This window comes from Kitasatospora sp. GAS1066B, assembly GCF_041262605.1.
Lineage (GTDB): Bacteria > Actinomycetota > Actinomycetes > Streptomycetales > Streptomycetaceae > Kitasatospora.
This window is the reverse complement of the sequence record NZ_JBGCCO010000016.1, coordinates 141,405-166,215: the sequence shown is the minus strand read 5'-3', so window position 1 is coordinate 166,215 and position 24,811 is coordinate 141,405. Positions and strand designations below refer to the sequence as shown.

Annotated in this window: 18 protein-coding genes; 10 read left to right on the top strand and 8 right to left on the bottom strand. The window is 67.2% G+C overall.

Going from position 1 to position 24,811, the window contains the following annotated elements; all coding sequences use genetic code 11:
• Window positions 1–805: 805 nt before the first annotated feature.
• A complete protein-coding gene (locus ABH937_RS19710) occupies window positions 806–3,316 on the bottom strand; it encodes an FtsX-like permease family protein (protein ID WP_370218962.1) in 2,511 nt (836 codons plus the stop codon).
• A gap of 49 nt (window positions 3,317–3,365) precedes the next feature.
• Window positions 3,366–4,169 carry an ABC transporter ATP-binding protein gene (locus tag ABH937_RS19705; protein ID WP_370218961.1) on the bottom strand — a complete coding sequence of 268 codons (804 nt, stop codon included), beginning with the start codon at window positions 4,167–4,169 and terminating at the stop codon, window positions 3,366–3,368.
• A gap of 368 nt (window positions 4,170–4,537) precedes the next feature.
• Here ABH937_RS19705 and ABH937_RS19700 point away from each other — a divergent pair, with 368 nt between their 5' ends.
• On the top strand, window positions 4,538–5,377 hold the full coding sequence (locus tag ABH937_RS19700; protein WP_280691370.1) for an N-acetylmuramoyl-L-alanine amidase: 840 nt from the start codon (window positions 4,538–4,540) through the stop codon (window positions 5,375–5,377).
• 820 nt (window positions 5,378–6,197) lie between these two features.
• Window positions 6,198–6,617, top strand: a complete 420-nt coding sequence (locus ABH937_RS19695) for an NfeD family protein (RefSeq protein WP_280691371.1) — start codon at window positions 6,198–6,200, stop codon at window positions 6,615–6,617.
• A gap of 80 nt (window positions 6,618–6,697) precedes the next feature.
• Here ABH937_RS19695 and ABH937_RS19690 read toward each other — a convergent pair whose 3' ends face one another.
• Window positions 6,698–7,681, bottom strand: coding sequence for an aldo/keto reductase (locus ABH937_RS19690; RefSeq protein ID WP_280691372.1), 984 nt, complete (start codon window positions 7,679–7,681; stop codon window positions 6,698–6,700).
• A gap of 496 nt (window positions 7,682–8,177) precedes the next feature.
• On the opposite strand from ABH937_RS19690, the gene ABH937_RS19685 reads away from it, so the two are divergent.
• Complete coding sequence (locus tag ABH937_RS19685; RefSeq protein WP_280691373.1) at window positions 8,178–8,771, top strand: hypothetical protein; 594 nt, start codon at window positions 8,178–8,180, stop codon at window positions 8,769–8,771.
• Between the two features lie 173 nt (window positions 8,772–8,944).
• On the top strand, window positions 8,945–9,241 hold the full coding sequence (locus ABH937_RS19680; protein WP_370218960.1) for a hypothetical protein: 297 nt from the start codon (window positions 8,945–8,947) through the stop codon (window positions 9,239–9,241).
• Window positions 9,242–9,787: 546 nt separating this feature from the next.
• On the opposite strand, the gene ABH937_RS19675 is transcribed toward ABH937_RS19680, so the two are convergent.
• Window positions 9,788–10,474 (bottom strand): response regulator transcription factor, encoded by a 687-nt coding sequence (locus tag ABH937_RS19675; RefSeq protein ID WP_280691374.1) that lies wholly within the window; start codon window positions 10,472–10,474, stop codon window positions 9,788–9,790.
• 1,341 nt (window positions 10,475–11,815) lie between these two features.
• On the opposite strand from ABH937_RS19675, the gene ABH937_RS19670 reads away from it, so the two are divergent.
• The 5 genes from ABH937_RS19670 to ABH937_RS19650 all read left to right on the top strand — a co-directional run bounded on the left by ABH937_RS19670 (window position 11,816) and on the right by ABH937_RS19650 (window position 19,507).
• The gene (locus ABH937_RS19670; protein WP_370218972.1) at window positions 11,816–13,219 is read left to right on the top strand and encodes an amino acid permease; all 1,404 of its coding nucleotides are present in this window, start codon (window positions 11,816–11,818) and stop codon (window positions 13,217–13,219) included.
• Between the two features lie 229 nt (window positions 13,220–13,448).
• Window positions 13,449–14,141, top strand: coding sequence for a response regulator transcription factor (locus ABH937_RS19665; protein ID WP_280691375.1), 693 nt, complete (start codon window positions 13,449–13,451; stop codon window positions 14,139–14,141).
• Between the two features lie 440 nt (window positions 14,142–14,581).
• Window positions 14,582–15,643 (top strand): DUF3533 domain-containing protein, encoded by a 1,062-nt coding sequence (locus tag ABH937_RS19660; RefSeq protein WP_280691376.1) that lies wholly within the window; start codon window positions 14,582–14,584, stop codon window positions 15,641–15,643.
• 277 nt (window positions 15,644–15,920) lie between these two features.
• Entirely contained in the window at window positions 15,921–17,225 is a 1,305-nt protein-coding gene (locus ABH937_RS19655) for a hypothetical protein (RefSeq protein WP_280691377.1), read from the top strand.
• Window positions 17,226–17,980: 755 nt separating this feature from the next.
• Window positions 17,981–19,507 (top strand): AMP-binding protein, encoded by a 1,527-nt coding sequence (locus ABH937_RS19650; RefSeq protein ID WP_370218959.1) that lies wholly within the window; start codon window positions 17,981–17,983, stop codon window positions 19,505–19,507.
• A 434-nt stretch (window positions 19,508–19,941) separates the two neighbouring features.
• Here ABH937_RS19650 and ABH937_RS19645 read toward each other — a convergent pair whose 3' ends face one another.
• Both ABH937_RS19645 and ABH937_RS19640 read right to left on the bottom strand, forming a co-directional pair.
• Window positions 19,942–20,253 carry a hypothetical protein gene (locus ABH937_RS19645; protein ID WP_280691379.1) on the bottom strand — a complete coding sequence of 104 codons (312 nt, stop codon included), beginning with the start codon at window positions 20,251–20,253 and terminating at the stop codon, window positions 19,942–19,944.
• 943 nt (window positions 20,254–21,196) lie between these two features.
• The gene (locus tag ABH937_RS19640; RefSeq protein WP_370218958.1) at window positions 21,197–21,721 is read right to left on the bottom strand and encodes a hypothetical protein; all 525 of its coding nucleotides are present in this window, start codon (window positions 21,719–21,721) and stop codon (window positions 21,197–21,199) included.
• 384 nt (window positions 21,722–22,105) lie between these two features.
• On the opposite strand from ABH937_RS19640, the gene ABH937_RS19635 reads away from it, so the two are divergent.
• A complete protein-coding gene (locus ABH937_RS19635) occupies window positions 22,106–22,549 on the top strand; it encodes a hypothetical protein (RefSeq protein WP_280691381.1) in 444 nt (147 codons plus the stop codon).
• An 82-nt stretch (window positions 22,550–22,631) separates the two neighbouring features.
• Here the strand turns inward: ABH937_RS19635 and ABH937_RS19630 are convergent, their stop codons facing one another.
• Entirely contained in the window at window positions 22,632–23,435 is an 804-nt protein-coding gene (locus ABH937_RS19630; RefSeq protein ID WP_370218957.1) for a polysaccharide deacetylase family protein, read from the bottom strand.
• Window positions 23,432–24,721 carry a glycosyltransferase gene (locus tag ABH937_RS19625; protein WP_280691383.1) on the bottom strand — a complete coding sequence of 430 codons (1,290 nt, stop codon included), beginning with the start codon at window positions 24,719–24,721 and terminating at the stop codon, window positions 23,432–23,434. The genes ABH937_RS19630 and ABH937_RS19625 overlap by 4 nt, the downstream gene beginning before the upstream one ends.
• Window positions 24,722–24,811 lie beyond the last annotated feature (90 nt).

Genomic DNA, 24,811 nt, shown 5'->3' with positions numbered 1-24,811 from the left:
ATCGCACTGTGTCGCCGTGGCCCGCCACCGTCGTACTCCCGGTCGCGACATCCGTCCCCGTCTTGCTCACCGGTGTACCGGCCGCCATCACCCGTGCCGCCCACGGCAAGGGGGAAAGCGTCACGCTCACCGCCAACAGAAACACCACCCCAGCCCAGCACAGCCGCCCGGTGAGCCCTCCTGCACCACGCCCCTGGTGCCGGCGTACCGGCACCAGGGTGCAGGACTTGCGGACCGTTCCCTTTGGTGCTCGCGCCAGGAACGCCCGAGTGGTCATCCCCACCACGGACCGGCCGGCCTCCCAGCCCTGCTCCCCCGCTTCACGTCTCATCAAGCACCCGATTCCCGCAGACCCAAACGATCCTGACGCTCCGACAGGGCGACACGGCGACTATCGCCGAGGCGGGCCACCGTCATTCCCTTCGGCCGCTGCCCACCACCCCCGGACAATGCCTGGGGCGTCTGTGGCCGCGATCGAAGCAGACAGCCCCGGCCCGCAGTGGTGAGTCGAAGACCACCCTCTACGAGAGGGGCGCCATGGTTTTCCGACACGGCGTCAGGAATGGTTTCACCTTCGCGGGTGAACCCCGCTGTGGTCCGCGCCGGTTTCGGTTCTCAGGGCTTGTGCCACGATCGAAAGGGGCGGGCCGTCTTGGTCTCAGCGACCGGTGTCGGGGCCGAGGTTCGCGGTCGGGGCAATGTGCGCGAGCAGATAGCCGGCTGCGGCGCGCAGCGGTAGCCCCGGGTGCGGGCCTGTGACTCTGCGTCAGAGCCGCCCGGCTGAATACCTGAGGCTATTGACTCTTCACGGCAGCAGCGTGTGCAGTCGCGCGGCCCGGCGTGCGGGCCACAGTGCGGCGCTCAGGCACACCAGGGCGGTGGTGGCGAGTATCAGGGCGAGCGATCCCCACGGCAGGATCAGCGTCATCGGTGCGGCCCGGCAGATCGCCCACGCGAGGAAGATGCCCAGGCCCAGGCCCAGGCCGGCGCCGAGCAGGGTGGTGAGCGCGGATTCGAGCCGGATCATCTGGGCGGCGTTGGCCTTCTCCAGGCCGATCGCGCGAAGCAGCCCGATCTCGCGCGGGTGCTCGAAGACGGAGAGAGTCAGTGTGTTGACCAGTCCCAGGATCGCGATGATCGCGGTCAGGGCCAGCATCCCGTAGACGGTGTCGAGGAGCAGGGAGAGTTGTTCTTCGTTGTCCATGCGGAGTTGTTCATGGTCCTTGACCTGGATGATCGGGTTGTTGCCAAGCGCGTTGAGGAGAGCTTGCCGATTCTTCGTGTTCGCCCCGTCCTTCGTGCTGAGTAGAACCGCCTGGTCGGTGAGTTCGACGCCGTGTGCGGCCAGCGAGGCGTGGGAGAGGACAAGGTCGGAGAGCAGGCGGTTGGGCGCGACGACACCGCCCACCGTGAGCGTCGCCCGGGTGCCATCCGGGTAGATGGCAGGGATCTGTGATCCGGTGGTCCAGCCGTTCGCTGCTGCCGTGCTCTGCTTCACCAGGACCGTGTTCGGTGTCTGGAGGGTGCTTGCGGTTCCGCTGGTGGTGGTCAGGTCGAGCAGACCGGCGATGGTGGTGGGGTCGACCGCGGTGACGCTGCGGGTCTGGTCTGCGACGTGGAGGTCAGTGCTCTGTAGGGCGCTGACGGCGGTGACCGCTGGTGTGCGGGCCAGGGCTGGGGCCACGGACGGGTCCAGCGGCGTGGGTGTGGCCATGCCGATCTGGTAGTCGGCCCTGAGACCTTGCGTGGAGCGTCGGTCGATTTCGTGGGTCAGGGAGACGCCGACCACGGCCAGGGCGCAGACCAGGGCCAGCCCGATGGACAGGGCGGATGCGGTGGCGGCGGTCCGCCGGGGGTTGCGGGCGGCGTTGCGCCGCGCCAGGGTGCCGCTCGGCCCCCACAGGCGGGTCAGCGGCCGTGCGGCCAGCGCCGTCACGGGGCGGGTGAGGATCGGTGTCAGCACGATGACACCCATCATGGTGAACGGGGCTCCCACGGCGAGGACCCCCATGCCGCTTCTGTTTCCGGTCCACGCGCCGAAGAGCGTGGTCAGCACACCGAAGGTGGTGAGTGCGGCGCTGGCCGAACCACGTAGGACGCGGCTTTTGCGCGTCGCCTGGGCTTGCGCGCCGCGCATGGCGGCCACGGGCGCGATGGTGGCGGCGCGTCGGGCGGACAGCCACGCCGCGAGCATGCTGACCAGCACGCCAAGGACCAGTGAGGCCGCTACGCCGCCAGGGCTGACGACCAGAGGACCGGAGGGCAGGTGGCTGCCGGTGGCGTCAAGACCGGCACGGACGGCGGAGGCGATGGCGACGCCGAGCAGAGCACCGAGGATCGAGGCAACGGTACCGACCAAGAACGCCTCGGCCATGATCGAAGCGGTGACCTGGGCGCGGGTGGCACCGATCGCGCGGACCAGGGCCAGTTCCCGAGTACGCCGGACAGCCGACAAGTTGAAGGTGTTGGCGATGCCGAAGACGCCGACGAATAGCGCGATCCCAGCGAATGCGAGCAGCGCGTTCCTGACGGCCTCGGTGCTGGAGGCTGTTATGGCGCTCTGCTGGTTGGCGAGGCTCTGACCGCTCTGCGCCGTGGCGCTGCCGTCGGGTGGGAGCAGCGGCTGGACATCGGTGAGGAGCTGGGTGCGGGAGGCGCCGGCGGCAGGGCTGAGGGTGATCTGCGAGAAGTGGCCGGGTGACAGGTAGAGACTCTGCGCTGTCGGGGTGTCGAACAGGACGAGGGACCCGCCGGCGGAGACCTTGGGATCATCGGTGGTGAAGGTGCCGACCAGCTTCTCCTGCAGCACGGGGCCGTTGACCGATACGGGGACCATGTCGCCGACCCGGTAGTGGGCTTTGCCGGCGCTGGAGCGGTCCAGCGCGATCTCCTCAGCACTCTGGGGACCGCGACCGTCGGTCATGTGGTACCTCGCGTCGGTTCCGTTGCCGCCTGGGATGTAGTTGGCTCCGATGGAGGACCGTGGGGGAGTGATCGGCCTGCCGGCCTGGTCTGCCACGGCGGCGAACCCGAAGACACTACCGCTGGCGAAGGCGACGCCCGGAAGCGCCGCGACCTTTTGCAGCAGGCCGGCGTCGAGGCTTCCCTGGGCCTGGCGATACTGGCCCGGGGTGAGGGTGATCGCCACCGCGTTGTTGTCCACGCTGTTGCTGAGGCTGTTCTGGTAGGCGCCGGAGACGGTGCCGGCGAACGTCAAGGTGGCGGAGAGGAAGGCCACACCAAGAAGGACCGCGAGCGCTGTCATGAGCAGTCGGGCCTTGTGCGCCAGGGCGTTGCGCAGGACGGTACGGAGCACGAGCAGTCCAGTGAGAGTCGTGGGAAGACGGGATTTAGGGCGGCCGGGCTCAGGTCCGCGGCGTTGGCCGATGGGTGGACGTTCCAGGCGTGGTGGAGCGAAGGCCTTCCAGGACGGTGTCGGTGGTGGGGTGGCGGATGTCCTTGACGACTCGTCCGTCGGCGAGGAAGACCACCCGGTTCGCGTAGGAGGCGGCGACCGGGTCGTGGGTCACCATGGCGACCGTCTGGCCCAGTTCGCGCACCGAGTCGCACAGGAAGGAGAGGACCTCGCCGCTGGAACGCGAGTCGAGGTTGCCGGTGGGCTCGTCGGCGAAGATGATCTCGGGTCGGGAAGCCATCGCGCGGGCGCAGGCCACGCGTTGCTGCTGGCCACCGGAGAGCTGTGCGGGGCGGTGCGCCAGGCGCCCGGCCAGGCCCGTGGCCCGTACGACCTCCTCCAGCCACTGCCGGTCGGGCTTGCGGCCGGCGATATCCATGGGAAGGGTGATGTTCTCAAGGGCCGTCAGGACCGGGAGCAGGTTGAATGCCTGGAAGACGAACCCGACCCGGTCCCGGCGCAGCTTCGTGAGGGCCTTGTCCTTGAGGTCGGTCAGGTCCGTGTCGCCGATCCAGGTGGTTCCCGCGGAGAGGGTGTCCAGGCCGGCCATGCAGTGCAGCAGGGTGGATTTGCCGCATCCCGAAGGCCCCATGACGGCGGTGAACTCGCCACGAGCGAAGTCAATGGAGATCTCGTCCAGCGCGACCACCCGGGTCTCCCCCGCGCCGTAGACCTTGCTCAGTCCCACTGCGCGCGCCGCCGACGCCTTGGAGGAAGCTGTCTCGTTGGCAGGGGCTGGTTCCGTCATGGTCATGGGCGGCCTATCAATTCTTGGAGCGTCGGGCGGCGTGCGGTGGTAATTTCCGTGTCGAGCTCAACTGCCAGGTCGGGCAGCACTACACGAGGCACAACGATCACCAGCATCGAAGCTAGGCGGGTCGAGGAGCCGGGCGCGTCAATCGACCGTCCACGCTCGGCCCCGACCAAAGTAGGCGCGATACCGCGGCCGGGTCGTCCGAAGGGGGCGACATCGGCGGGCAGCAGCAGGGCGGTGCGCGATCAGCGGCGAAGAACGGGGCAGCTGGGACACCCCCACCGGTGGGTCAATGCTCCGCCCCGTGCCGACCAAGGCCAAGACTGAATACGCGACAGTCATCCGAATCAGCCACCCAAGGACCGCGGATGCGCACACGCCACGCCCTTCTCGGCAGCGCTGCTCTGGGGCTCGCGCTGACTCTGGCTGCTCCGGCATCCACCCGGGACAGCCTGGTTCCCCTGCCATCGACGGAGAACGGCCCTGGTCCCGGCGGGCTCCAGGAGCAACGTGCACCATCGGCCCCGCTGGGCGGGCCGCTGACGGGCCGCACCGTCGTACTCGACCCGGGCCACAATGCCGGCAACCTCGAACACCTCGACGAGATCGACCAGCAGGTGGATATCGGCAACGGCCGCAAGGAGTGCGACACCACCGGCACCATGACCGCCACCGGCTACCCCGAGGCGGCGTTCTCCCTCGATGTCGCGCACCGGGCCCGGGAGATCCTCCAGAACCGCGGCGCGAACGTCGTGCTCACCCACGACGGCGAGAGGCCCTGGGGCCCCTGCATCACCGAACGCGCTGCGATCGGCAACGCCGCCCACGCCGACGCCGCCCTCTCGATCCACGCCGACGGCGCGCCCGCCACCAACAGCGGCTTCTACGTGATCCTGCCCGGCGAGGTAGTGGCCGGCCCCGCCGACACCACATCCATCCTCGCCCCCTCACGGCGACTCGGTGAGCAACTGCGCGACCACTTCCACGCGGCGACCGCAGAACCGTACGCCGACTACTACGCCGAGCAGGGTCTGGTCACGGCATCGGACCTCGGCGGACTCAACCTCTCCACCGTGCCCAAGGTGTTCATCGAGTGCGCCAACATGCCCAACCCCGAGGATGCGCGGAAACTGACGGACCCCCAATGGCGCCAGTTGGCCGCCCAAGGCATCGCCGACGCATTCACCTCTTACCTTGAACCCGACTGATGATTCATGCATCAACTGTTGGCCCCCTCGCTTCGCGGGGCCATGCACCACAAGCAGCCCTACTAAGATGCCAGGGCGGGTTCGTAGAACGACACGGCACTGTGCCCGGTCCGCGGAGCGTTGTGCGGAAGCGTTTCAGCAGCCGCCAGGACCAGGGTGCGCACTTGTGCACGCTGGTTCCGCTTCCGCGCCACCCACACCGGACCCGGGCGCTGAGCAACGCTCAGCAGTGGCCCACTGCCCCGACAGGCGGAGTTCATCTGCAGGGGCGAGCCGTCCGGTGACAAGCAGGTCGCCATCATGGCTGACCACCAGGTAGCCGGCTCGCTCCAGGATCATCGACACCGCGGAGGTCACCGTCTTCCCCAGCCCCTGGGGATCCCTGTCCGTGCGACGACCCGGCGCGGCTGTCAAGGAGAGCGGTGCCACCGCTCCCGCCTGCCGACTCACCGGCCTCCACCCCACCGCCACACCCTCACGACCAAGGCGCACCCGCAAACCTGGCGCTCCAGGCGCGGGGATGACCAATCCCGTCTTCTCCAACAGGGCACACACGCCCTCAAACAACTCCCGCTGATCCATCCCCGGACTTTACGACGCCGCGGCGTCCGCTTCGCGGTGCCCGCGCCCGTGTCGGAAAGTCAGCTCGGCACTGGATCAAGCGGGTACCCGGCACGAGCCCGGCCCCACAAACCGGCGGCGCGGCGCAGGTCCGCTCCCCCGGCGCTACGGCAGAACACGACGCGTCCGGCGCCCCAGAGCATTCGTCTGCGGAAACCGCAGCGGCCCCTTTCGTCCCCTCTCCCCGTAGCATGGATCCATGGACAGCGCGTTGTGGTGGTTATTCGCCACGCTGCTGGGAGTGCCGCTGGTGATCACGTCACTCCCGGAGTTCGGGTTGCTGGCGATCGGCGCGGCCAGCGCCATGGTAGCTGCCGGTCTCGGTGCCGGAGCGACTTGGCAGATCCTGACGTTCGTGGGGGTCTCGATCGTCATGCTGGTCGGTGTCCGTCCCCTCGCCTACCGGATGCTGCGGAAGAGTCCCCAGGTGCGGATGGGCATCGAAGCGCTTCAGGGCGCCACCGCGGTCGTGCAAGAACGGGTGGACCACGACGGCGGGAGGATCAAGCTGAACGGCGAGATCTGGTCGGCGCGCGCTCTGTTCCCCAACCAGGTGTACGAGCCCGGTCAGCAGGTGGATGTTGTCGAGATCAAAGGCGCGACCGCCCTGGTCATCTGACAGCCGGCCGCGGTTTCTCACCAGAGGGACCTCCACGGGCCTCTTTAGGTTCGGGCTCTGCAGCCTTGCAGGCCAGTGGTTCAGCCGTTGAGGTTGCGCATGAGCTCGGGAGAGTAGCGCTCTCCCGAGACGATGCCGCGGGGTGCCACCGCCTCGATGGCCGCGAGGTCGTCAGCAGTGACGGTCGCCTTGAGGGCGGCGATGTTCTCCTCGAGGTAGCGCCGCCGCTTGGTGCCGGGGATCGCCACACCCCCCTGGTGGAACACCCAGGCGAGGGCGAGTTGTGACGCTGTGATGCCCTTGTCGTCGGCGAGTCGGCGCACCTCGGCGACAACAGCAAGGTTGCGCTCGAAGTTCTCGCCCTGGAAGCGGGGGTCTGTGCGACGGAAGTCGTCCGCGGCGAAGTGCTCGGGGCTGGTGATGGCACCCGAGAGAAACCCTCGGCCCAGCGGCGAGTAGGCCACTAGCCCGATGCCCAGCGCCCTCAGGGCATCCATGACGCCGTCCTGCTCAACACTCCGCTCGAACAGCGAGTACTCGCTCTGGACGGCAGTGAGCGGATGGACGGCGTGTGCGCGACGGATGGTGGCAGGCGCTACCTCGCACAGACCGAGATGGCGCACCTTGCCTTCGCTGACCAGTTCCGCCATCGCACCGATGCTCTCCTCGACCGGCACCTGCGGATCCACGCGGTGCAGGTAGTACAGGTCGATGTGATCGGTCCCCAGGTGGCGCAGGGAGCGCTCGGCGGAGCGGCGGATGTAGTCGGGTCGCCCGTTGTGTCCCACGAGCACACCATCGTCGGTGAATTCGATCCCGGTCTTGGTGGCGAGGACAGCCTGGTCCCGACGTCCGGCGAGAGCCTTGCCGAGCAGGCGCTCGTTGAGAAAGGGGCCGTAGCTCTCCGCGGTGTCCAACAGGGTGACGCCCAGTTCGAGGGCGCGATCGATCGTGGCCAGCGCCTCGGCCTCGTCGGTAGCGCCGTAGAAGGCGCTCATGCCCATACAGCCAAGGCCTTGAACGGCCACGGTCAGGCCTTGGCTGCCGAGTGCGCGGTGTTCCATGTCTTCTCCCATAAAGAACTGACCGGATACGTGGAGGTCGCGGGGCCGCTTGGAAACAACTCGAGCGACTGCCCGGGGGACGCCACAGAACGCAGGGCTCAGCCGGCGGCCGCGCCGCCTCGCACAGCTCCCATGACTTCCGTCCGCCCTGCGCGTGCGGTACTTCACCCGCGCCCCTGGGTACAGTGAGAGCTAACCGCCCTACACGATACCGACTCTATCGGGAATACCGCCCCCAAGGACCTGGGCTTTCGGTGAGGCATAGGTGCATCTTTAGTAGGGTTTTATGATCAACCTTTGTTGATTCCCGCCGGCCAGCGTGGGCTTTTAACCTGTGGCCACTTGCCGTTCGGGTCGCTTTCGGGCTCCGGGGGTTCTGGACCCGTTGCCGGCGCCAGGCCTCGAAGAAGGCGCGGACCCAGTCCCGCGCCAGGCGACCTTTGCGGCAGTGCGGGGACTCTCGTCACCGCCTTTGGAAGACAACACAGGGAGAGCAATGAAGAAGCCCGTGGTCCGTCTGATCGTCGCCGTGGCGGCGACGGCGGCCTGCACGTTCGGTGGTGTAGGGAGCGCGATGGCCGCGACCCCGGCGACGCAACCCGGCGCAGTAAGCCTCAGCGCCGCAACGCAGGACTCCACGTTGTCCTATCTCGACGTAGCCACCATTGCGGTACAGCGCGTCCAGTCCAGCTACCCGCTCGCCAAGCTGCTGGAGAGCAGCGGTTTCTCGGCGAGCGGTCCCACCGATGACGTGAACAAGATCACCAGCTGGAAGTTCGTCTTCCAGCTGCCCGGTAACAAGACCGCGATAATCGAGTCCACCGGGTGGGGCACGTTCGCTCCCCCGGTCGTCATCAACCGGCCCTGGACCGAGGATTACGTCATCGACTGGACACCTCAGAGTTACCTGGACATCACCGCTGCCGACGCGATCCTGAAGAAGGCCGGATATGTCAGCGCGTACAGCAGCGTGACGATGCGGGCGCCGCTGGGCCCGAAGCACACCGAGCCCTACTACATCTTCAACTTCCCCGACGGCAGCCACACCGCCGTGGGTCTCGTGGACGGAAACGTCACGGCCTTCCAGTGACCAGGTGACCGGGTGCTCCGTGCGAACGTGCGGAGCACCCGCGCGAGATCGTCCGATGCCCTGTACGAGGCTTGAGGAAACCATTGCGGTGGCTGACACGTGCATCCGGTACACCTACCGGATGCACGTGTCAGCCACCGCACCTGCGGGCCTGGCGGCCGAGTGGTGCGTGCGTGACGCGGTCCATCCCGTCATCTTCGCTGGTGGCCGCCGCGACGTCGCTGGGGACGATGCCGGCGGTCGAGGCGGGCGCTGACGGGGACACGGCCGCGGTGCTAGCCGGTGGCTCGGAGCTCGACGGCGAGGAACTGCTCGTGCTGCTGCTGGAGCAGGAGGCCACCAGCAGCACGATTGCGAGCGTCGCCGGGGAGCCCGGACCGTCCGGACAGTACCGACGGTCCGGGCTCCCCGGATCCGGCCCCGCTGTGCGACAACCGGTCGGGCAACAACTCGTTCATGCCGAACCGTGATCACGGCGAAGGCGGGCTCGGAGCTTGAGGGAGGGGTCTATTTGGCGGCGAGTGCCTGCCGGCTTGATTTGGCTGCGATGCCTTAGATTTAGATGGCGTGGTTATAGATGACCTAACGGCTGCTCCGCAGGACGATTTTTGCATAGGCACTGACTTCAAGTCATAGCGATGCCCCTTGTTCACCTCCTGAAAAACCCTGTCATCGCGCGAACCGCGTAGCCCACCTGAACCTTGGCACCAGAAGTGTCTCCGGCAGTGTGGGCATCGTGGGCCTCAGCCAGACTGCTGCCACCAGCTCTAAGTACTGCTCCGAGCATTCGGGCAATACCTACGGCGTTATCCCGCCCGCTGGACGAGGAATACTGCGGATCGGTTCCGAGGTGGCCGGAATTTGCAGTCATATTCTTGAACTGAGGGTCCCCCAGGCCACTGGTGCGATAACCCGCATGTAGCGCCTCGTAGGCCTCTTTGATGTTGCCCTGATTGTGTAGAAAAGGTGGCGCGGGCTGAAGCCGGAATCCCCCGACTCCAGCCCGCGGGGCGCAGTCAATTCGAGTCCAGTCGATAGCCGACCCCGTGGACGGTGTGAACGAGCCGCGGTTCGCCGTCGGCCTCCAACTTGCGACGCAGGTACCTGATGTATACGGCGAGGACACTGGAGTGCGCGGCTAAGTCCGGGCCCCATACGTGGTCCATGATCAGCTCGCGTGTCAGCACCTGCCCGGGATGCAGAACGAGCAGTTCCAACAGCGTGAACTCAGTGCGTGAGAACTTCAGTGCCCGCCCGGCCCGGGTGCCGGTGCGACTGTCCGGGTCGAGTGTGAGATCACCGAAGGTGTAGACATGCGCGGGGTCGGCGGCTGCCGTGCGGCGCAGCAGGGCGCGCAGGCGGGCGGTCAGCTCCGCCAGCGCGAACGGCTCGACCAGGCAGTCGTCGGCGCCCGCGTCCAGCCCCGCCACCCGGTCGCTGACCGAGTCGCCGCTGGTGAGAAGCAGGATCGGCAGCCGGCTGCCGAGTGCTCGCAGCCTGCGGCAGACCGTCAGGCCGTCCAAGGTCGCGACGCTCGTCCCCAGGACCAGCGCGCGCGGTTGCCAGGTTACCGACTCCCGCAGTCCCGTCAGGCCGTTTGGCGCGCCTCGCACGACGTATCCCTCAACGGCGAGGGCGTGCATCAGAGACGCTCGTATCGCCGGGTCGCCGTCCACCACCAGGACTCTCGGTGCGGCGCTCATGGGAATTCCTTTCGGTCAATGGTGCAAGGTTCTATGCCCGTCTTGCTCGCTCCCGACGCGCGACGGGAAGGCCGCCGATGGCACGTGTGTGGCGCCCTGCGGGGCCCAAATATCCACGTCAGGCCGGTGACGGCGCACCAGAGGATACGGCGGGCTTCTCAGCGGGCGGTACCGGCTGCAGCCGCCTGGCCCACTACGTCACGGAGTCCGCTCGACTCGGGCATCGTGCCGCCACCTGGCCCTGGCACCACGAACTGACCACGGCGTTCGACCACCTGTTGACGCTGCCCCGACCGGCCACCTGACAGACGAAGCCGCCCTTGACCACCACAACCCGAGGACCCAGGAGCACCCGGCCATCGCGCGGGGCCCTCGGCATGCCCAACGACCGACGGCAGCCCCGCGACCTCCGACACAGGGATCACCCCAGAGCAGCCGACGCGAACCGAAACAGCGAGGCTAACGAACAGCGGGCGACCAGCGCACCCAACACCGTTCGGGACACGCGCAGTCATCCGGATGACCACCACGGTCACTCCTAATCACTGTTCAGGAACGGTGTGGCGGGCAGGATCCACCGCATCCGGCGCCCGGGCAAGGTGGTGGCCTCGACAAGCCAGGCCGTGACGGTCCCCGTCAGGGCCCGATAGCCCTGCCGAGGCGGTCACGATTATCGCGCTCATCCATATCGGCGTCGTGAATTGACTGCCCGTCAGCAGATGCCACACCTGGTGCCGTCCCACGCCGGCGGCCTGGTCGCTGAGGAGAGGACTGGACAGGAGGGCGAGGGCCGCCACCAGTGCGGGCCGCGGCCACGAGGAGGGGAGCGGTTGCCTTCCTACTCGCTCCGCCCGCCAGTTGGACGTCGCCGCAGAGCGGATCTCGACCTTCGCCCCGGTGGCCTTGGTGAAGGCTGCCGCGAGCGCCTGCGTGGCGGCGGGGCGCTGACCGTTGTCGAGCACCAGGGACCCGTTGCCCGCCAAGGTGGGCCTACGGGCCTGCGATGCAGGCACTGGCGAGCGCGAAGGCTCCGCTCCCGTGAGGGCTGCGGGACGAGGTGTCCGGGAGCACCGAAGGGCATCTGCCGAGACGGGGTTCTTTCACGTCGGCGAGGTCGAAAGGCCTTCGATCCCCCGGCCTGCCGTTCGGTATCTCGTATCACGTGCGACATGGTCGGGAACCAAAGCGCAGGGCGCGGCGACAACTTATGAGGACGTGGGCGGTGACGGCGCCGGCAGGGTGAGGCCGGGTGCTCGCCTGGAACCGCCCACGTCGCCGTCTGGGAACCGCTCCCGTGTGTGTCATCTTGCGCAGCTCTCCCCAACAGTCTGGATCCGTATGATGCTCGACAGTTCCGCGTCCCCGCAGTTGGAGAAGCCCGCCGAAGGCCCTTCCCCCTCGCTCTCGCACGGTCTGAAGCAGCGTCATCTGTCGATGATCGCCTTGGGCGGCGTCATCGGCGCCGGGCTCTTCGTGGGTTCCGGTGCGGGTATCGCCGCTGCGGGCCCCGCGATCGTGCTGGCCTTTGCCGCCGCAGGAACGATCGTCATGCTGGTGATGCGGATGCTGGGCGAGATGTCCGCCGCTCGCCCGGTCTCGGGCTCGTTCTCGGTGCACGCCGAGAACGAGGTCGGGGTGTGGGCCGGAATCACCTCGGGGTGGACGTACTGGGTGATGCTCTGCTGCGCTGTCGCCGCGGAGGCCACCGCCGCCGGCAGGATCATGCACAGCTGGATTCCGGACGTCCCTGCATACGGCTGGGTGGCGGCCTTCATGGCGCTCTTCTGCGCCATGAACCTCTCGGCGGTAAAGAACTTCGGCGAGTTCGAGTTCTGGTTCGCCACGATCAAAATATCCGCGATCGTGGCTTTCCTGGCGGTGGCCGTCCTGGGGGTGTGCGGCGTGCTGGGCCACGGCGGCGCACCTGGTACGAGCAACCTCACCGGCCACGGCGGCTTCTTCCCCACGGGCGGCGGGGGCCTGGTCGCCGGGTTGCTCAGCTCCGTGTTCGCATACGGCGGCCTGGAGACCGTCACCATCGCCGCCGCCGAGTCCGACCAGCCGAGCCGCAACGTCGCCAGCGCGGTGCGCACGGCGATGTACCGGATCTCGGTCTTCTACATCTGCTCGATGGCGCTGATCGTGACCCTGGTGCCGTGGAACGACCCCCGACTCCTCTCCGGGGGTCCGTACGTCGCGGTCCTGCAGCGCCTGGGCATCCCGGGCGCGGCCGACATCATGGAGACCGTCGTCCTGATCGCGCTGCTGTCCGCGATCAACGCCAACATCTACGGTGCCTCGCGGATGGCCTACTCCCTGGTCGAACGCGGCCAGGGGCCGGGCTGGCTCAACCGAATCCACAACGGCGTGCCGTGGCGCGCGGTCCTCGCGTCCTGCGGGTTCGGGTTCTTCGCCGTCGTCGCCGGGGTCATCTGGCCGACCACGGTGTTCACCTGGCTGATGGACACCACGGGCATCGCTGTGCTGGTGGTGTGGGTGTTCATCTGCGTCTCCCAGCTGCGGATGCGAGCTCGGCTGGAGCGCGAGGCCCCGCAGCTGCTGACCGTGCGGATGTGGTGCTACCCCTACCTCACCTGGACCGCGCTGAGTGCGATCGCCGCGGTGTTCGTCCTGCTGGCCACCTCCAAGGGCGGAACGGAGCAGTTGGTCCCCTCTGCGGTGCTGCTGGCGCTCTTGGCTGGGGCCGGCCTGTGGAAGCAGCGGCGTGGAGCCTCCGGTGGATGATCCGCTGGCTCTGCTTCGTGGCATGAGGGTCGCTTAGACAACCCGTGGACATGCTGCATCTCTGCGCGTAAGAGCGCGGGGCTTTCCTAGTCCCTTTCTGCGGAGCGATCCGCGAGAACGACGGCATTGCGCCGGCAGCGCCCTGACGGGTGCTCTGGTTCATGGGGTTCGCCGCTGTCCGGCCCTTCCTTCGGGCAGCGGGCGAACTGAGTACGAAAGGTGGCTCGGTATGAACGACGTACCCCGGGTCCTGGTGGTCGAGAAGGAGCAGCAGACCGCCCGGTCATTGGTGACTTACCTGAACGCCAGCGGCTACCAGGCCGATGCGGCCCTTGACGAGGTCACCGCGCTGGAGCTGTCCTCCGGCTGCCAGCCGGATGTGGTGGTTCTGGTTCCCGCTCTGCCCACAGCAGACGGCGCCCAAGCTCTCCGCAGTCTGCGCAGCTGGACCCAGGCTCCGGTGATCGTCCTGTCGGAAGAGCACGGTACGGAGGAGAAGATCAAGGCCTTGGACGCGGGCGCGGACGACTACGTCACCAAGCCCTTCGACATGGGCGAGCTGCTTGCGCGGCTGCGTGCGCTCAGACGTCGGGCCAAGACGCTGAGCAACTGCCTGGAAGAAGCCATCGTCAACACCGCGTCCTTCACCATCGACCTGCATGCCAGGCAGGTCCGTCGCGACGGGATGCCCGTCCAACTTACGCGCACCGAGTGGCAGATCCTTGAGGTCCTGGTCCGCAGCGGTGGGTCTCTGGTCAGCAAGAAGCGTCTGCTCCAGGAGGTCTGGGGGCCGTCCTACAGCACGGAGACCAACTACCTGCGGGTCTACATGTCCCAGCTGCGTCGCAAGCTGGAGGCCGACCCGGCCCACCCTCGGCACTTGATCACCAAGTATGGCAAAGGGTACTGCTTCGAGCATTGACGTCCTCGCTGGCCCGGTGCCTGGAGCCCGGCCGGCCGAGATTCCCGGCCCGGATGTTGGCCCTCAGCGTGGCGTAGTCGTCCACGACCTTCTTGACCGCCCGAACCGCGGACTGAGCGGAGAGGCCGAACTCCGCCTTGACCGTGCCGTGCGCCATCGTCTGCAACTCGTTGCGGGAGAACACCTGGCTCTAGAACGCCGCGACCGACACCACGTCAGCGGCCCGGTTGCCCGCACGCAGGGTAGCCCCCGGAGCCGATGCCTGCTCAGGCGACGGCAGGAGCTTGACCTGCATGATGATCTTCACGACCAGCAAACTAACAGGAGGCACTGACAGTGCGCGCTGGCCAGCTACGAAACGAACCCCGGCACTCCGCGCCCACGACTCGAGGACCAATTCCTCCCAGTGCTGAAGCCCTGGGCCTCCTTGGAGATGCCAGGTGAACGCTGCCCCAACGGCCGTCCTGACAGACGCACCAGCCCAGTACGCCGGGAGCCTGGCCACCGAGCTCAAGGACGCGGTCACCCCCCGTGCCGTTGCCCTGGTTCTGGGAGCCTGGGTCGTCGCGGTGGCGTTCATGGTCTCGTACGTGGGGGCTTTTCATGCTCCCGTCCCGCACCGCATTCCGGTTGCCGTGGTGGCGCCCGCCCAGTTGGTCGACGAGCTCAATTCCCTGACGGGTGAGCCGCTCAAAGCCGACGCCGCCCCGAACGCCGAGACCGCGCGTGAGCGGATCATGAATCGGGATGCGGACGCGGCACTCATCCTTCACGATGGGGCGGCCCCGGACGTCCTCCTGGTGGCCTCCGCCGCGGGATCGGCCGTCTCCCAGAGCATTGTCCAGCTCACCCAGCAAATCGAGAGGACGCAAGGCCGACAAGTCTCCGTCACCGACGTCCAGGCACCCAACCCCAAGGACGGACGCGGCATGTCCTCGTTCTACCTCGTCGTGGGGCTGGTCATCGGCGGCTACCTGTCCACCACCGCTCTGGCCATGTCCGGCGGCTACCGACCGGCCAACCTGCGGCGCACGCTCATCCGGCTCGCTGCCCTGGCCATCCAGTCGATCACCCTGGGACTGGCCGGGGCCGTCATCGTGGGCCCCATCTACGGGGCGCTCACCGGGCACTTCGCCGCTCTGTGGGCCATCGGCGCACTCATCGCTTTCACCGCTGCCGCCGTGAGCACGGCATTGCAGAGCCTGTTCGGCCAACTCGGTGTCGGCTTCACACTGCTGTTCTTCGTCGTTCTCGGCAACCCCAGTGCCGGCGGTGTCTATACCGCACCGCTCCTGCCGCCCTTCTGGAGCGCGATCGGCCAGTCCCTCCCTCCGGGAGCGGCCACGACCCTCGTCCGCAACACCGCCTACTTCCACGGTAACGGCACCACCTTGGCCTGGTGGGTCCTTGCCACCTGGGCCGCGAGCGCAGTACTGCTCGCCGGTGGCGCCTGTCTGCGCCGCGCTGCGCAGGAGCAACGGCGGGTGCCGCGGTGGGCGTGAAACGGTCCGGGCGGACCACTTCACGCTCGCGACAGGTCCGCCTGTGCGGACCGCCCGGCAGCCTCGCGGCCTCACCGACCCAATACCACCGAAGCATCGCGTCGGAAAAGGACGCAACCCGCACCGCCGGGTGCTCACCGCACAGCGGACCCGGGAAGTGAAGCAACGCTCGTGGCGGCTCCGCTACGCAGGAACAGTGGTACTACGACCGATTCCCCCGAACACACAGAAAGGACAATATACCCACACGGCGGATACGGCGACCTGGGGATGGCGCATGCGACCCAACATCGAGACGAACGAATTCATCGACGACTTTGCCGAGTTCACAGCGGATAAGTTCATTCAGAAGGCGGTCGGCAATCCTCCCGTCATTCCACCAGAAAGAACCATAGAATTCATCAAGGGCTGCCACGACTTCATCGGCGACCGTCTGAGCGAAAACGGCTGCCTCCCGGCAAAACTCACCTTCAGGCCAACAGCAGGAGCGCGGGCCGATGCCGCATTCCATCAGAACACATGGACCACAAACTTCAATATTGACCGCACGGACCCCAAAGAGATGAACTGGCAGCAAGCAGCACTGGCAGCCGCCGTAGAGCTTCATGAGTCCACCCATACCTGGAACCTGTTCCAGGAGCTACAGGGCCACCTGTCCCAAAACCCCCAGGCGGACAATACCGCTGTCCAGCACGCGTTCGCTGTCACGACAAACAGAGATGAATTCGTCTACGCCGAAGCCATAGACCAAGCCCGAATCTCGCTTCCTACGGCATCCAGAGATGACCTGAGGAGCGGAATAGAGCTGTACCAAGCCGACTTTGCCAAGCTGAGGAAGAAGTTCCCCGCACCGGTCCCCCGGTCCTCGCCAGCAGAAGTCTCCGAAGCCATCGGGCTGCACGCCACGGCCGGACCGAGTGAGCACTATAAAACCCGCGACCCGATCTTTACTGACTTCAAGGAGAGCGCAGGGGCGCTTATCGCATTTGTGGAGGCCCCGGACGCCCGCGTCCCCCGAAAAAACCTGCGCCCCTACCGGGATGAATTCCCCGATCATCTGAGGGCGATCGGGAACGAAAAGTTGAGTGCTGATTTCGAGGAAATGTGCGAGGAGGTGGGGAATCCGAAGCTCTATAGAAGCCTGGTGAAAGAGCACCTCCCCGAACTCTTCCATGCAGAGCACACTACCTATGCGGAGGCATACGAGCAGTACTACAAGTCCCCTACTGAAATCCGTGCCTACACTGCAGAGAACAAGCTGTTGACGAAACTTGGAATCCCGCCGGTCCGCGTCCCTGAAAAGCCCAAGCTTCTGACCTTCGACAAGCTTTCGCGGGCGCTCATGGAGCAGCCATCCACACAAATGGAGGCGCCGCCGCGGCCCACGCTCATGCGTCGGCAGACTCATATGTCGTCAACCACGTCGACCGCCCGGGTGCGCGAGCTGTCGGGTTCGTTGCCGCCCGCACAAACCGTCCAGCCCACCGCGTCCAGCTCCGGATCGACTGTGTCCAGCACCGTACCGCCCCGCGTACCGCCACCCCCGCCGCCCCGCACAACTCCCCCCGGCCCCAGGTGGTAGGCAGACAGGCAAAAGGTCCTGCCCCCGACTGCCTGTCGCAGAAAGGAATTATGAGGCGACAGTCCAACGGATGCCGTCGCCTCATGACATGATCGGCTCCACGCGTCCTTTCTCCAATGCCCCAGGGCGTGCGCTCGGCTCGGTGGCCCGACCAGCTCGGTCAGGCCACCGGGTCAGCATCCCCGTGGCAGGTTGGTGGCAGGTGGTGCCCTGAGCTCCCAGGTCGGGCCACCCTCGCTGCTCGAGCTCCCTCGCCTCGTTCTGGTGCTCCCCCGCCGGGCCAACACCGACCCCACGGCGCTGTCGCGCTGCTGGGCTGCGGGAAGCCCTCCCGTCCGCGAGGGGCGGCCATCGTCTGCCTTCCGACCGATGTGACGCATCACCACATGCGTTCGCTGGAAGCCACAAGCCCAGGCATTGGGAGCCGGTAGACAGCCCAACCCGCTCCCGAAGTCCTGTCTCGAAGGGTGCTCTCTGCCACCCGCGCAGGCCATGAACCGGTGCCCGAACAACATGCCGGCCGAGTCTTCCTACCGCCACACCCCGATGCCGCCTCGAGACGGCACAGGATGCGCCAGGGCCTCGGGGCGCGCGGACAGCTCCCTCGGCATGCTCCGCCGAGCGCCGGCGCATCCCCTGGCGCCCGACGATCGGCAGCCCCAGATGCCCGGCAGCGCAGCGCCGCCGGCGCTCCCAAGGATCCACCCGCCCGCATACCGTGCGGCCGTAACCGCCCCAGGGGAAAGGAATACGCAATGCCCATAGCAGCAAAAGGGTTCCGCACGGAGGTGCAGGAGATCCTTGATGTCCTGGGCGCCGCTCCTGAGCGGGAGACGCTGGTGCACCAGGGGCGGCGTATCACTGCCGGCGAGTTGCGCGACCTCGTCTACCGCCTGGCCTGGGCTCTGCGAGTCGAAGGACTGAGGCGCGGTGACACTGTGACGTTGCTCAGCGGAAACCTGCCGCAGACCCTGGCCGTGCGCTATGCCGCGAGCCTCCTCGGCTGCAGGGTCAGCCACTTGTACAACAACCTGCCTTCCGCGGCGCAGGCCGAGGCAGTCCGCGACGGGAAGACCCGTGTGCTGATCGTCGACCCCCGGTGCACCGAGCAGGCCAAGAGCATCGCCGAGCGGGTCCGGCTGGAGACTGTTCTCACACTGGGCCCTGCCCCGATCGGTGCGGATCTCCTGGAGATGGCCGCTGACTACCCGGCTGTGTCCGTTCCCAGCCAGGCACAACCGCAGGACGTAAGGACCATCAGCTACTCCGGCGGCAGGCGCGTGCAGGGCGTGTGCCATACCTACGAGCAGATACGGCAGTTCGGCCCATGGATGCCGACGGAGTCACAGGGTGCGCCCCGTCTGCTGGTGTGCACCACTCTCGCGCACACCGCAGGCCCCCTGGCCGACAGCATTTTACGTGTGGGCGGATGCGTTGTGCTGATGGAAGGCTTCGATGCCGTGGCCGTTCTCGATGTGATCGAACGTGAAGTGATCACCGATCTGTTCCTGCCGCCCTCCCTGCTCTATCAGCTGATGGGCCATCCGCAGGCCAAGCGTGCCGACACCTCGCACCTGCGTCGCCTCCTCTACGGGGGCTGCCCGGCTTCACCGGCGCGGATCGCCGACGCGCTGCGACAGTTCGGGCCGGTGCTGGTCCAGCTCTACGGGCAACGGGAGGCAGGGATCATCAGCGTCCTGGACACCGACAGCCATGACCTGCATCGATCCGAGCGGCTGCGGTCCGCCGGGCAGGCGCTACCCGGCGTAGAGGTCACGATTCGCGACGCGTCCGGCCGCGATTTGCCCGCGGGAGAACGGGGCGAGATCTGCGTGCGCTCCACGGGGCTCATGCAGGGATACTGGCAACAGCCCGAACTGACCGCCGAGGTGCTGCGGGACGGCTGGTTGCGCACCGGCGACTTAGGCTGTCTGGACAGCGAGGGCTACCTGACCGTCGTCGGCCGGTCGGACGTGATCGCCACAGGTGCCGGCCCGGTCCTCCGCTGCGATGTGGAGAACCTGCTCACCTGCCATCCCCGTATCCAGGACAGCGCCGTCTTCGGGGTCCGGGACGCCCACGGCAGCGAGCTCGTTCACGCCGCTGTCGTGCCCCTGGCTGACAGCGGAATTGACGAGAACGAGCTGCGGGCCATGGTGCGCGAGCGATTGGGCGTGTCGCACGAGCCCACCCGTATCGAGTTCCGCGACATCCTGCCGCTGACCGACGCCGGCACGGCGGACAGGGAACTGCTGCGCCTGCAGAGTGAGGAACTCGGGTGAGGCCTCGCAGTTGCCTGTTCCCGGTGGGACCCAGCCGACCAGGAAGTCCGCGCTCGCCCTGACCCGCCTCCTGGCGGCGCAGCTGCGATGCTGGCGGCTCCCTCTTCCGGCAACGGGCCCGAGCGGCAGGCCGAGCGTGCACAACTGCCACCCACCCCGTACCACTCCCTTCAGGCATAAATAATGTTAAGAGATAAGCCCATGACTTGACTGCAGCATTTTGCGAGCTTTATCTTTCTATTGCTTCTCAGCTCTCCCCCGACTGGGAAGCTGGGAGTCATCACGATACGCCACCCCCGGAATCGTGATGACTCCCTTTCCCGCTTCCCGGAGGCCGATACCGAGCATCTCCATCTCGGCTGCATCCGTGAGTGGGATTTCAGTACTTAAAGCTCACCAGAGGCGATCAGTGAGCTTTTCAGGGCGGCCACCGATCAGGTGATGGGGCCGATGAGGACACCCGGCTTGTCGGCACTGCAACGGGCTCGGCGGAAGATCTGCCATTGCTTGATGGTGGCCACGCTGCGTTCGTCCGGGGAGCGGAGTCGGGTGTGGGCCCGGTTCAACGAACTTTGCCCAGCGGTGGTTTCCTGGCTGGGCTTGCGCCTCATCGGTACCGCGAACGTGCCGCCCGCGCCGGTGTAGGCCAGAACGGCGATGCGGAGCCTGGCGCAGGTCTTCACGATGCGGTGCATGCGGGCTGCGGTCAGGTCGTGGGTGCGCCGGGCAGGGCTCGCGAGACCCATGCGAGCTTGCCTTCGGTGCTGGTGATGACCTGGAGGTTCACGCCGTGGCGGCGGTGCTTGCCCGAGTAGTCAGCGCGGCCGTCGCCGACCCCGGGGCTTGGGTCAGGCCAGGGGCACAGCGGGCGAGGAGACAGAGTTGAGACGTCAGATACCTCACTCAACTGCCTGGGATCCTGTCCGTATCTTCCTCGCCCCCGACCGCCCAGCCGTCACTCGATCGGTGGCCACCCTGAAACGGCTCAGTGAAGACGTAGTGCGCCCGCTTGTCTCCCACGGTCGTAGGGGGCGAGTTGGGCGGCGAAGCAGGTGATCTCGAGCCGGGCCAACGTGTCCTGCGGCGCCGACCTCGCCCGCTGGCCGATCGCGGCCACGAGCGAGCACCGGCCACCACCACCGAGCAGGCCACCAGCAGCACACCCACGAGCGGGTGACGCCTGCCACGCCGGCCGCTCGGATCAGCCAGGGCCTCAAGGCGCCGCGGCAGTCGCGTGACCACGCGCTACTGGGATGTGGGCGACTTGACCAGACAGACGGTGGCAGACCGGCGGCACATCGCGGTTCCGGCTCGACAGGGCGACTTGGACGGTCACCCACTCCAACCGGAGCCTCGATGTCTGTGTAACGGCCCAACCCGACCGACCCTCACACCGCCAGGACCTGCGACTCTGCATGATCACCAGGACTTTGAATCAGCCCTGACCAGTACCCGGACGCCGAACTGTACCCCCGACGCCGCGGATTGCGGCCTCGGTCTCCCGGTGCCGTGGGCAAACGTTGCGCCGCCGCCTCTGCCAGGCCCCACTCCGGACCGCTACTTCTTACGTACTCGCGTTAGCGTTTACCCCGCCCCCGATGATACGAGCAAGGATGACAATGGCGATGGCCACCTCAATGATAGGGAAGCGCAGAGTCAAATTTCACCTCGCCAGCCGGTAAGGACATCTCACCAAAGCCAAAAGCAAGAGAAGAGACCCTCGCTGATATCGCCATCAGGGCCACCTTCGCCCACGCCAAACTGACGAAACCGACGCGGAATGCTATCAGTTCCGCCAGACGTGACAAGACTTTCGACCCTCATGCGAAAGTCTTCGACTTCACCAAAGCAAGCATCGCAAAACAAGGCAAAAATCCCAACGAGTACGTCTTCAATGACGACCGGAAAAATGGAATCGAAAACGCAGTCAAAACTTATGCAAGACGCCGAGAAGGCGAAGCCGGGAGCGGAAATGGAGCGACTCCTCGGCAGGCTCGATGGAGAACTGAAAGCCATGGAATTCGGCCCTAAAGACAAAGGCATTGTCAAATCGGCCGAGGCGCTCGCGGGGTTCAAGAAGGGGGTTGCATCGGTACCATCAGGAGATAAGCCCCACCATAAACGGATGGCGTGGCTGGCTGGATGCCTGGGAAAGCTGATGGGACGCACGAGTGCCCCGAAACCGTCCGACCCCACCACCCGGAATACGCCCACCGAAATCAAGCACCTCGCCAATCCAGGGCTTACCAAGAATTCTCCAAGGCTTTGGCAGCTGTTCTGGCCTGCAAGCGGCCGTCCCCCGCAATGCGCTCCTGACCTCGGGCGGCCCCGGCTCGAGAGAACAAGCAGCGGGCCAGATGTCACGCCGTCGGGGAAAGCCGTAAAGTGCGCCGAGCCGATAAAGGAACACCAATCCCACCGCCGCTCAAACAATGACAGGCCGAGCGGTTCAACGTCATGTGACTGGCCACGGGGCCTATTCCAAGGCAATCCGTAGCGCTGTTGCGGACCGGAGCTTTGCGGAGGCTGCGGCCTGCCTGCGCCAGGCTTGTCGGCGTTTTCGCTACTGGCATCCGTAGGGTTCCCGAGGAGAGTGAGATGTCCCGGCTCACCGGAAAGGACAAAGCCCGCAACGTGGCCGCCGTTCGCGCGGCGATAGAGCAGCTGCTGCAGGGCGACCTGCCCCTGGACGGCAAGTACGACCTCACGACGCTCGCCTCCATGGCAGGGGTTGCCCGCACCGGCTTCTATTCCAGGCGGGCCCGTGACGGCTCCGTGCATCCTGGCGCCTACCAGCATCTGGCCGAGGAGTTCGAGCACCGCCTGAAGGAGCTCCAGGAGGCGGGGGAGATCGTCGATCCGCGTCTGGCGCAGGTCGCGCACCTCGAACAGCAGATCGCACGTCTCGCGGATGAGAACGCCAGGCTGCGACAGGAAGTCGCCGGCCACGACGAGCTGATCAAGCAGCTGCGCACGGACATCTCAGGCGGCAGCGGGAGCCCCCACAAGGGCAGGGCCCCGGGTGGCGGACCACCCGGCTGACCCGCCCGCAGCGGGCGCAGCCCTGCCCCGTCCTCCCGGTTCGCCTTGCGTCGCCCCGTGGACCGGCGTGCCTCGGCCGCAGTCAATCGGCTGGGTCTGCGACCGATCTGGTGCTCGTCCCCAGGCCGCGGAAACCTGCTGCTGGGCTGCTCGGCCAACTCGCTGCTGACCGGCAGTTGTGGTCGCGCAACGGTCCGATGCGAAGGCCTCGGGTGCGGCAGTTGTCGATGATGTAGGGCAGTGCTCCGAGCGCGGAGAGCCAGGCGCCGGGGTCCGAGGTGCAGTCCGAGTCGTGAAGCAGCACGGTCCCTCCGCCGTCCAGTGACCTGATCACACTCCGGTGCACCGAGCCCGGCGTTGCCCTGGCGCTCCAGTCACGGCCCCAGCTGGACCAGAGAACCGGTACGAGACCAAGCTCCGTCGCCGTGGCGACCGCACTGATCGTCAAGACGCCGTACGGCGGGCGGTACCAGCGCGGCTGCGAGCCGGTCAGGTCAGCGATCACGTCGCGGGCGCGGGCGATGTCGTCGCGCACGGCCCCGGGTGTCCGAGTGACCAACAGACGATGCCGGTAGCCATGCACCGCGACCTCATGGCCGGCGGCGACCATTTCCTTCGCGAGAGCGGGCTGCTGTACGACCATCTGACCGAGCATGAAGAAGGTGGCCCGGATCCCCGCTCTGTCCAGTACCCGCAGGAACCGGGGTGTCGACGCCGGGTCGGGGCCGTCGTCGAAGGTGAGGGCGACATGGGTGGGATCTCCCCGGCCGTTGACCTCAGGCAGCGTCAGCTTTGCCTGCAGTAGCCGGATCGAGGCAAACAGCGCCGAAGTGCCGGGTGGCCCGCCCGGCTGTGTCCGGTCGGGCGGAGGAAGCGCCCGTCTCACTGGACCGTCTCCGTGCCAAGGCGCGGCCGGGGCCGTCTCAGGGGCGGTGGCGCGGCTGACGGGGGCATCGCGTGCCAGGGCTGCGGCGTACAGGCCAGCGTTTCGATGATCTGCTCGGGCGGGATGTCGGCCGCGGGTATGGCGCAGCTCGCGCTGCCGGTTTGTAGGACTGTCCTGAGTGTGGGTTCGAGCTGATCGGCTGTCCGAATCCAGGCGGCTATTGCCGCCTGCTCGAGTGCGGCGGCGTTGGTGGTCCCGTGGCCGGGCAGGCACCGGTAGCTGACGACGGGAACGCCGGTCGTCAGCGCCTCCAGTGAGGTGAGTCCGCCGGCGTTCTGGACCACCACATCGCTGGCGCGGATGAGTGCGGGCATGTTGTCCACCCATCCCATGGCCACGCCCAGGCCGGCCGAGGCCAGGCGTCGCCGCAGTGCCTGGTTGCGGCCGCACACAGTGACCGGTACCGCCAGGGCGGATGCGGCGATCTCCCGTGCGGTGGCTTCTGCCTGGCCTGCTCCCCAGGAGCCGGCCACTACCAGCGCCACCGGTCGGTCGAGGGGCAGGCCGAAGCTCGCCCGTTCGGCGGATCGTTCGGCAGCGGATCTGGCGGGCCGAAACGCCGGATCGACCGCGGCCCCGCATACCAGGGCCGTGGCGGCCCCATGCGCGCGTGCCTGTGCGGCGGGAATCGCGTGCAGGGCCATGTGCAGGTCGACTCCGGGCTCCACCCAGATCGGATGGACGGACATGTCCGTCAGGAACGTGGCCACCGGTGCCGCCAGCCTGCCCAGCCGCCGCAGCCTGCCCAGGGTCTGACTGGCCAGCGGGAACGTCGACACCACGGCGGCCGGGTCGGGCCCGATGGCCTGCAGGACCCGTGTCCCTGCTGTGCGCCCAAACAGGGCGCGCTCCAGCGCAATTGACCACGGGTGGCGCTCCAGATGCCCCAGGCCCCAACCCCACGCCCAGGGCGCGAAGCGCAGATCCTGGGCGTAGCCCTCCTTCAGCAGGTGCCCCCAGCCGCGCGGGAGCAGGTCGAGGAAGTCGTGGCATTCGACGGCGAATCCCCTGGCGCCCAGGCGCCGAGCCAGTTCGCGGGCTGCTCCGTCGTGCCCGGCCCCGATGCTCGCGGAGATCAGGACGATCCGCCTCGGTGCCGCGCGGGGAACGCTGGTCTGCTGTGCGGCGAGGTCCTGGCGGCGATGGGGCCGCGGCGGGGAGGGCTGCGGAGGGGTGGGTTGCGACTGTCGGTGTCGGGCGGGCCTGGAATCGTCGCAGTCGGACATGGCGGATCCTTCCCCTGCCTTCGGCCACGGCCTGGTCGGGGCCTCGTGTCCAGCCGGCATCCCGCGCCGGCACATGAGCCCCAAGGCTCA

Excerpts from the sequence above, each read along its gene's own strand:
- ABH937_RS19625 (WP_280691383.1), bottom strand. The coding sequence starts at position 24,721 with ATGTCCGACTGCGACGATTCCAGGCCCGCCCGACACCGACAGTCGCAA.
- ABH937_RS19690 (WP_280691372.1), bottom strand. The coding sequence starts at position 7,681 with ATGGAACACCGCGCACTCGGCAGCCAAGGCCTGACCGTGGCCGTTCAA.
- ABH937_RS19700 (WP_280691370.1), top strand. The coding sequence starts at position 4,538 with ATGCGCACACGCCACGCCCTTCTCGGCAGCGCTGCTCTGGGGCTCGCG.
- ABH937_RS19695 (WP_280691371.1), top strand. The coding sequence starts at position 6,198 with ATGGACAGCGCGTTGTGGTGGTTATTCGCCACGCTGCTGGGAGTGCCG.
- ABH937_RS19655 (WP_280691377.1), top strand. The coding sequence starts at position 15,921 with ATGCGACCCAACATCGAGACGAACGAATTCATCGACGACTTTGCCGAG.
- ABH937_RS19675 (WP_280691374.1), bottom strand. The coding sequence starts at position 10,474 with ATGAGCGCCGCACCGAGAGTCCTGGTGGTGGACGGCGACCCGGCGATA.
- ABH937_RS19665 (WP_280691375.1), top strand. The coding sequence starts at position 13,449 with ATGAACGACGTACCCCGGGTCCTGGTGGTCGAGAAGGAGCAGCAGACC.
- ABH937_RS19670 (WP_370218972.1), top strand. The coding sequence starts at position 11,816 with ATGCTCGACAGTTCCGCGTCCCCGCAGTTGGAGAAGCCCGCCGAAGGC.
- ABH937_RS19635 (WP_280691381.1), top strand. The coding sequence starts at position 22,106 with ATGTCCCGGCTCACCGGAAAGGACAAAGCCCGCAACGTGGCCGCCGTT.
- ABH937_RS19650 (WP_370218959.1), top strand. The coding sequence starts at position 17,981 with ATGCCCATAGCAGCAAAAGGGTTCCGCACGGAGGTGCAGGAGATCCTT.
- ABH937_RS19685 (WP_280691373.1), top strand. The coding sequence starts at position 8,178 with ATGAAGAAGCCCGTGGTCCGTCTGATCGTCGCCGTGGCGGCGACGGCG.
- ABH937_RS19645 (WP_280691379.1), bottom strand. The coding sequence starts at position 20,253 with ATGGGTCTCGCGAGCCCTGCCCGGCGCACCCACGACCTGACCGCAGCC.
- ABH937_RS19705 (WP_370218961.1), bottom strand. The coding sequence starts at position 4,169 with ATGACCATGACGGAACCAGCCCCTGCCAACGAGACAGCTTCCTCCAAG.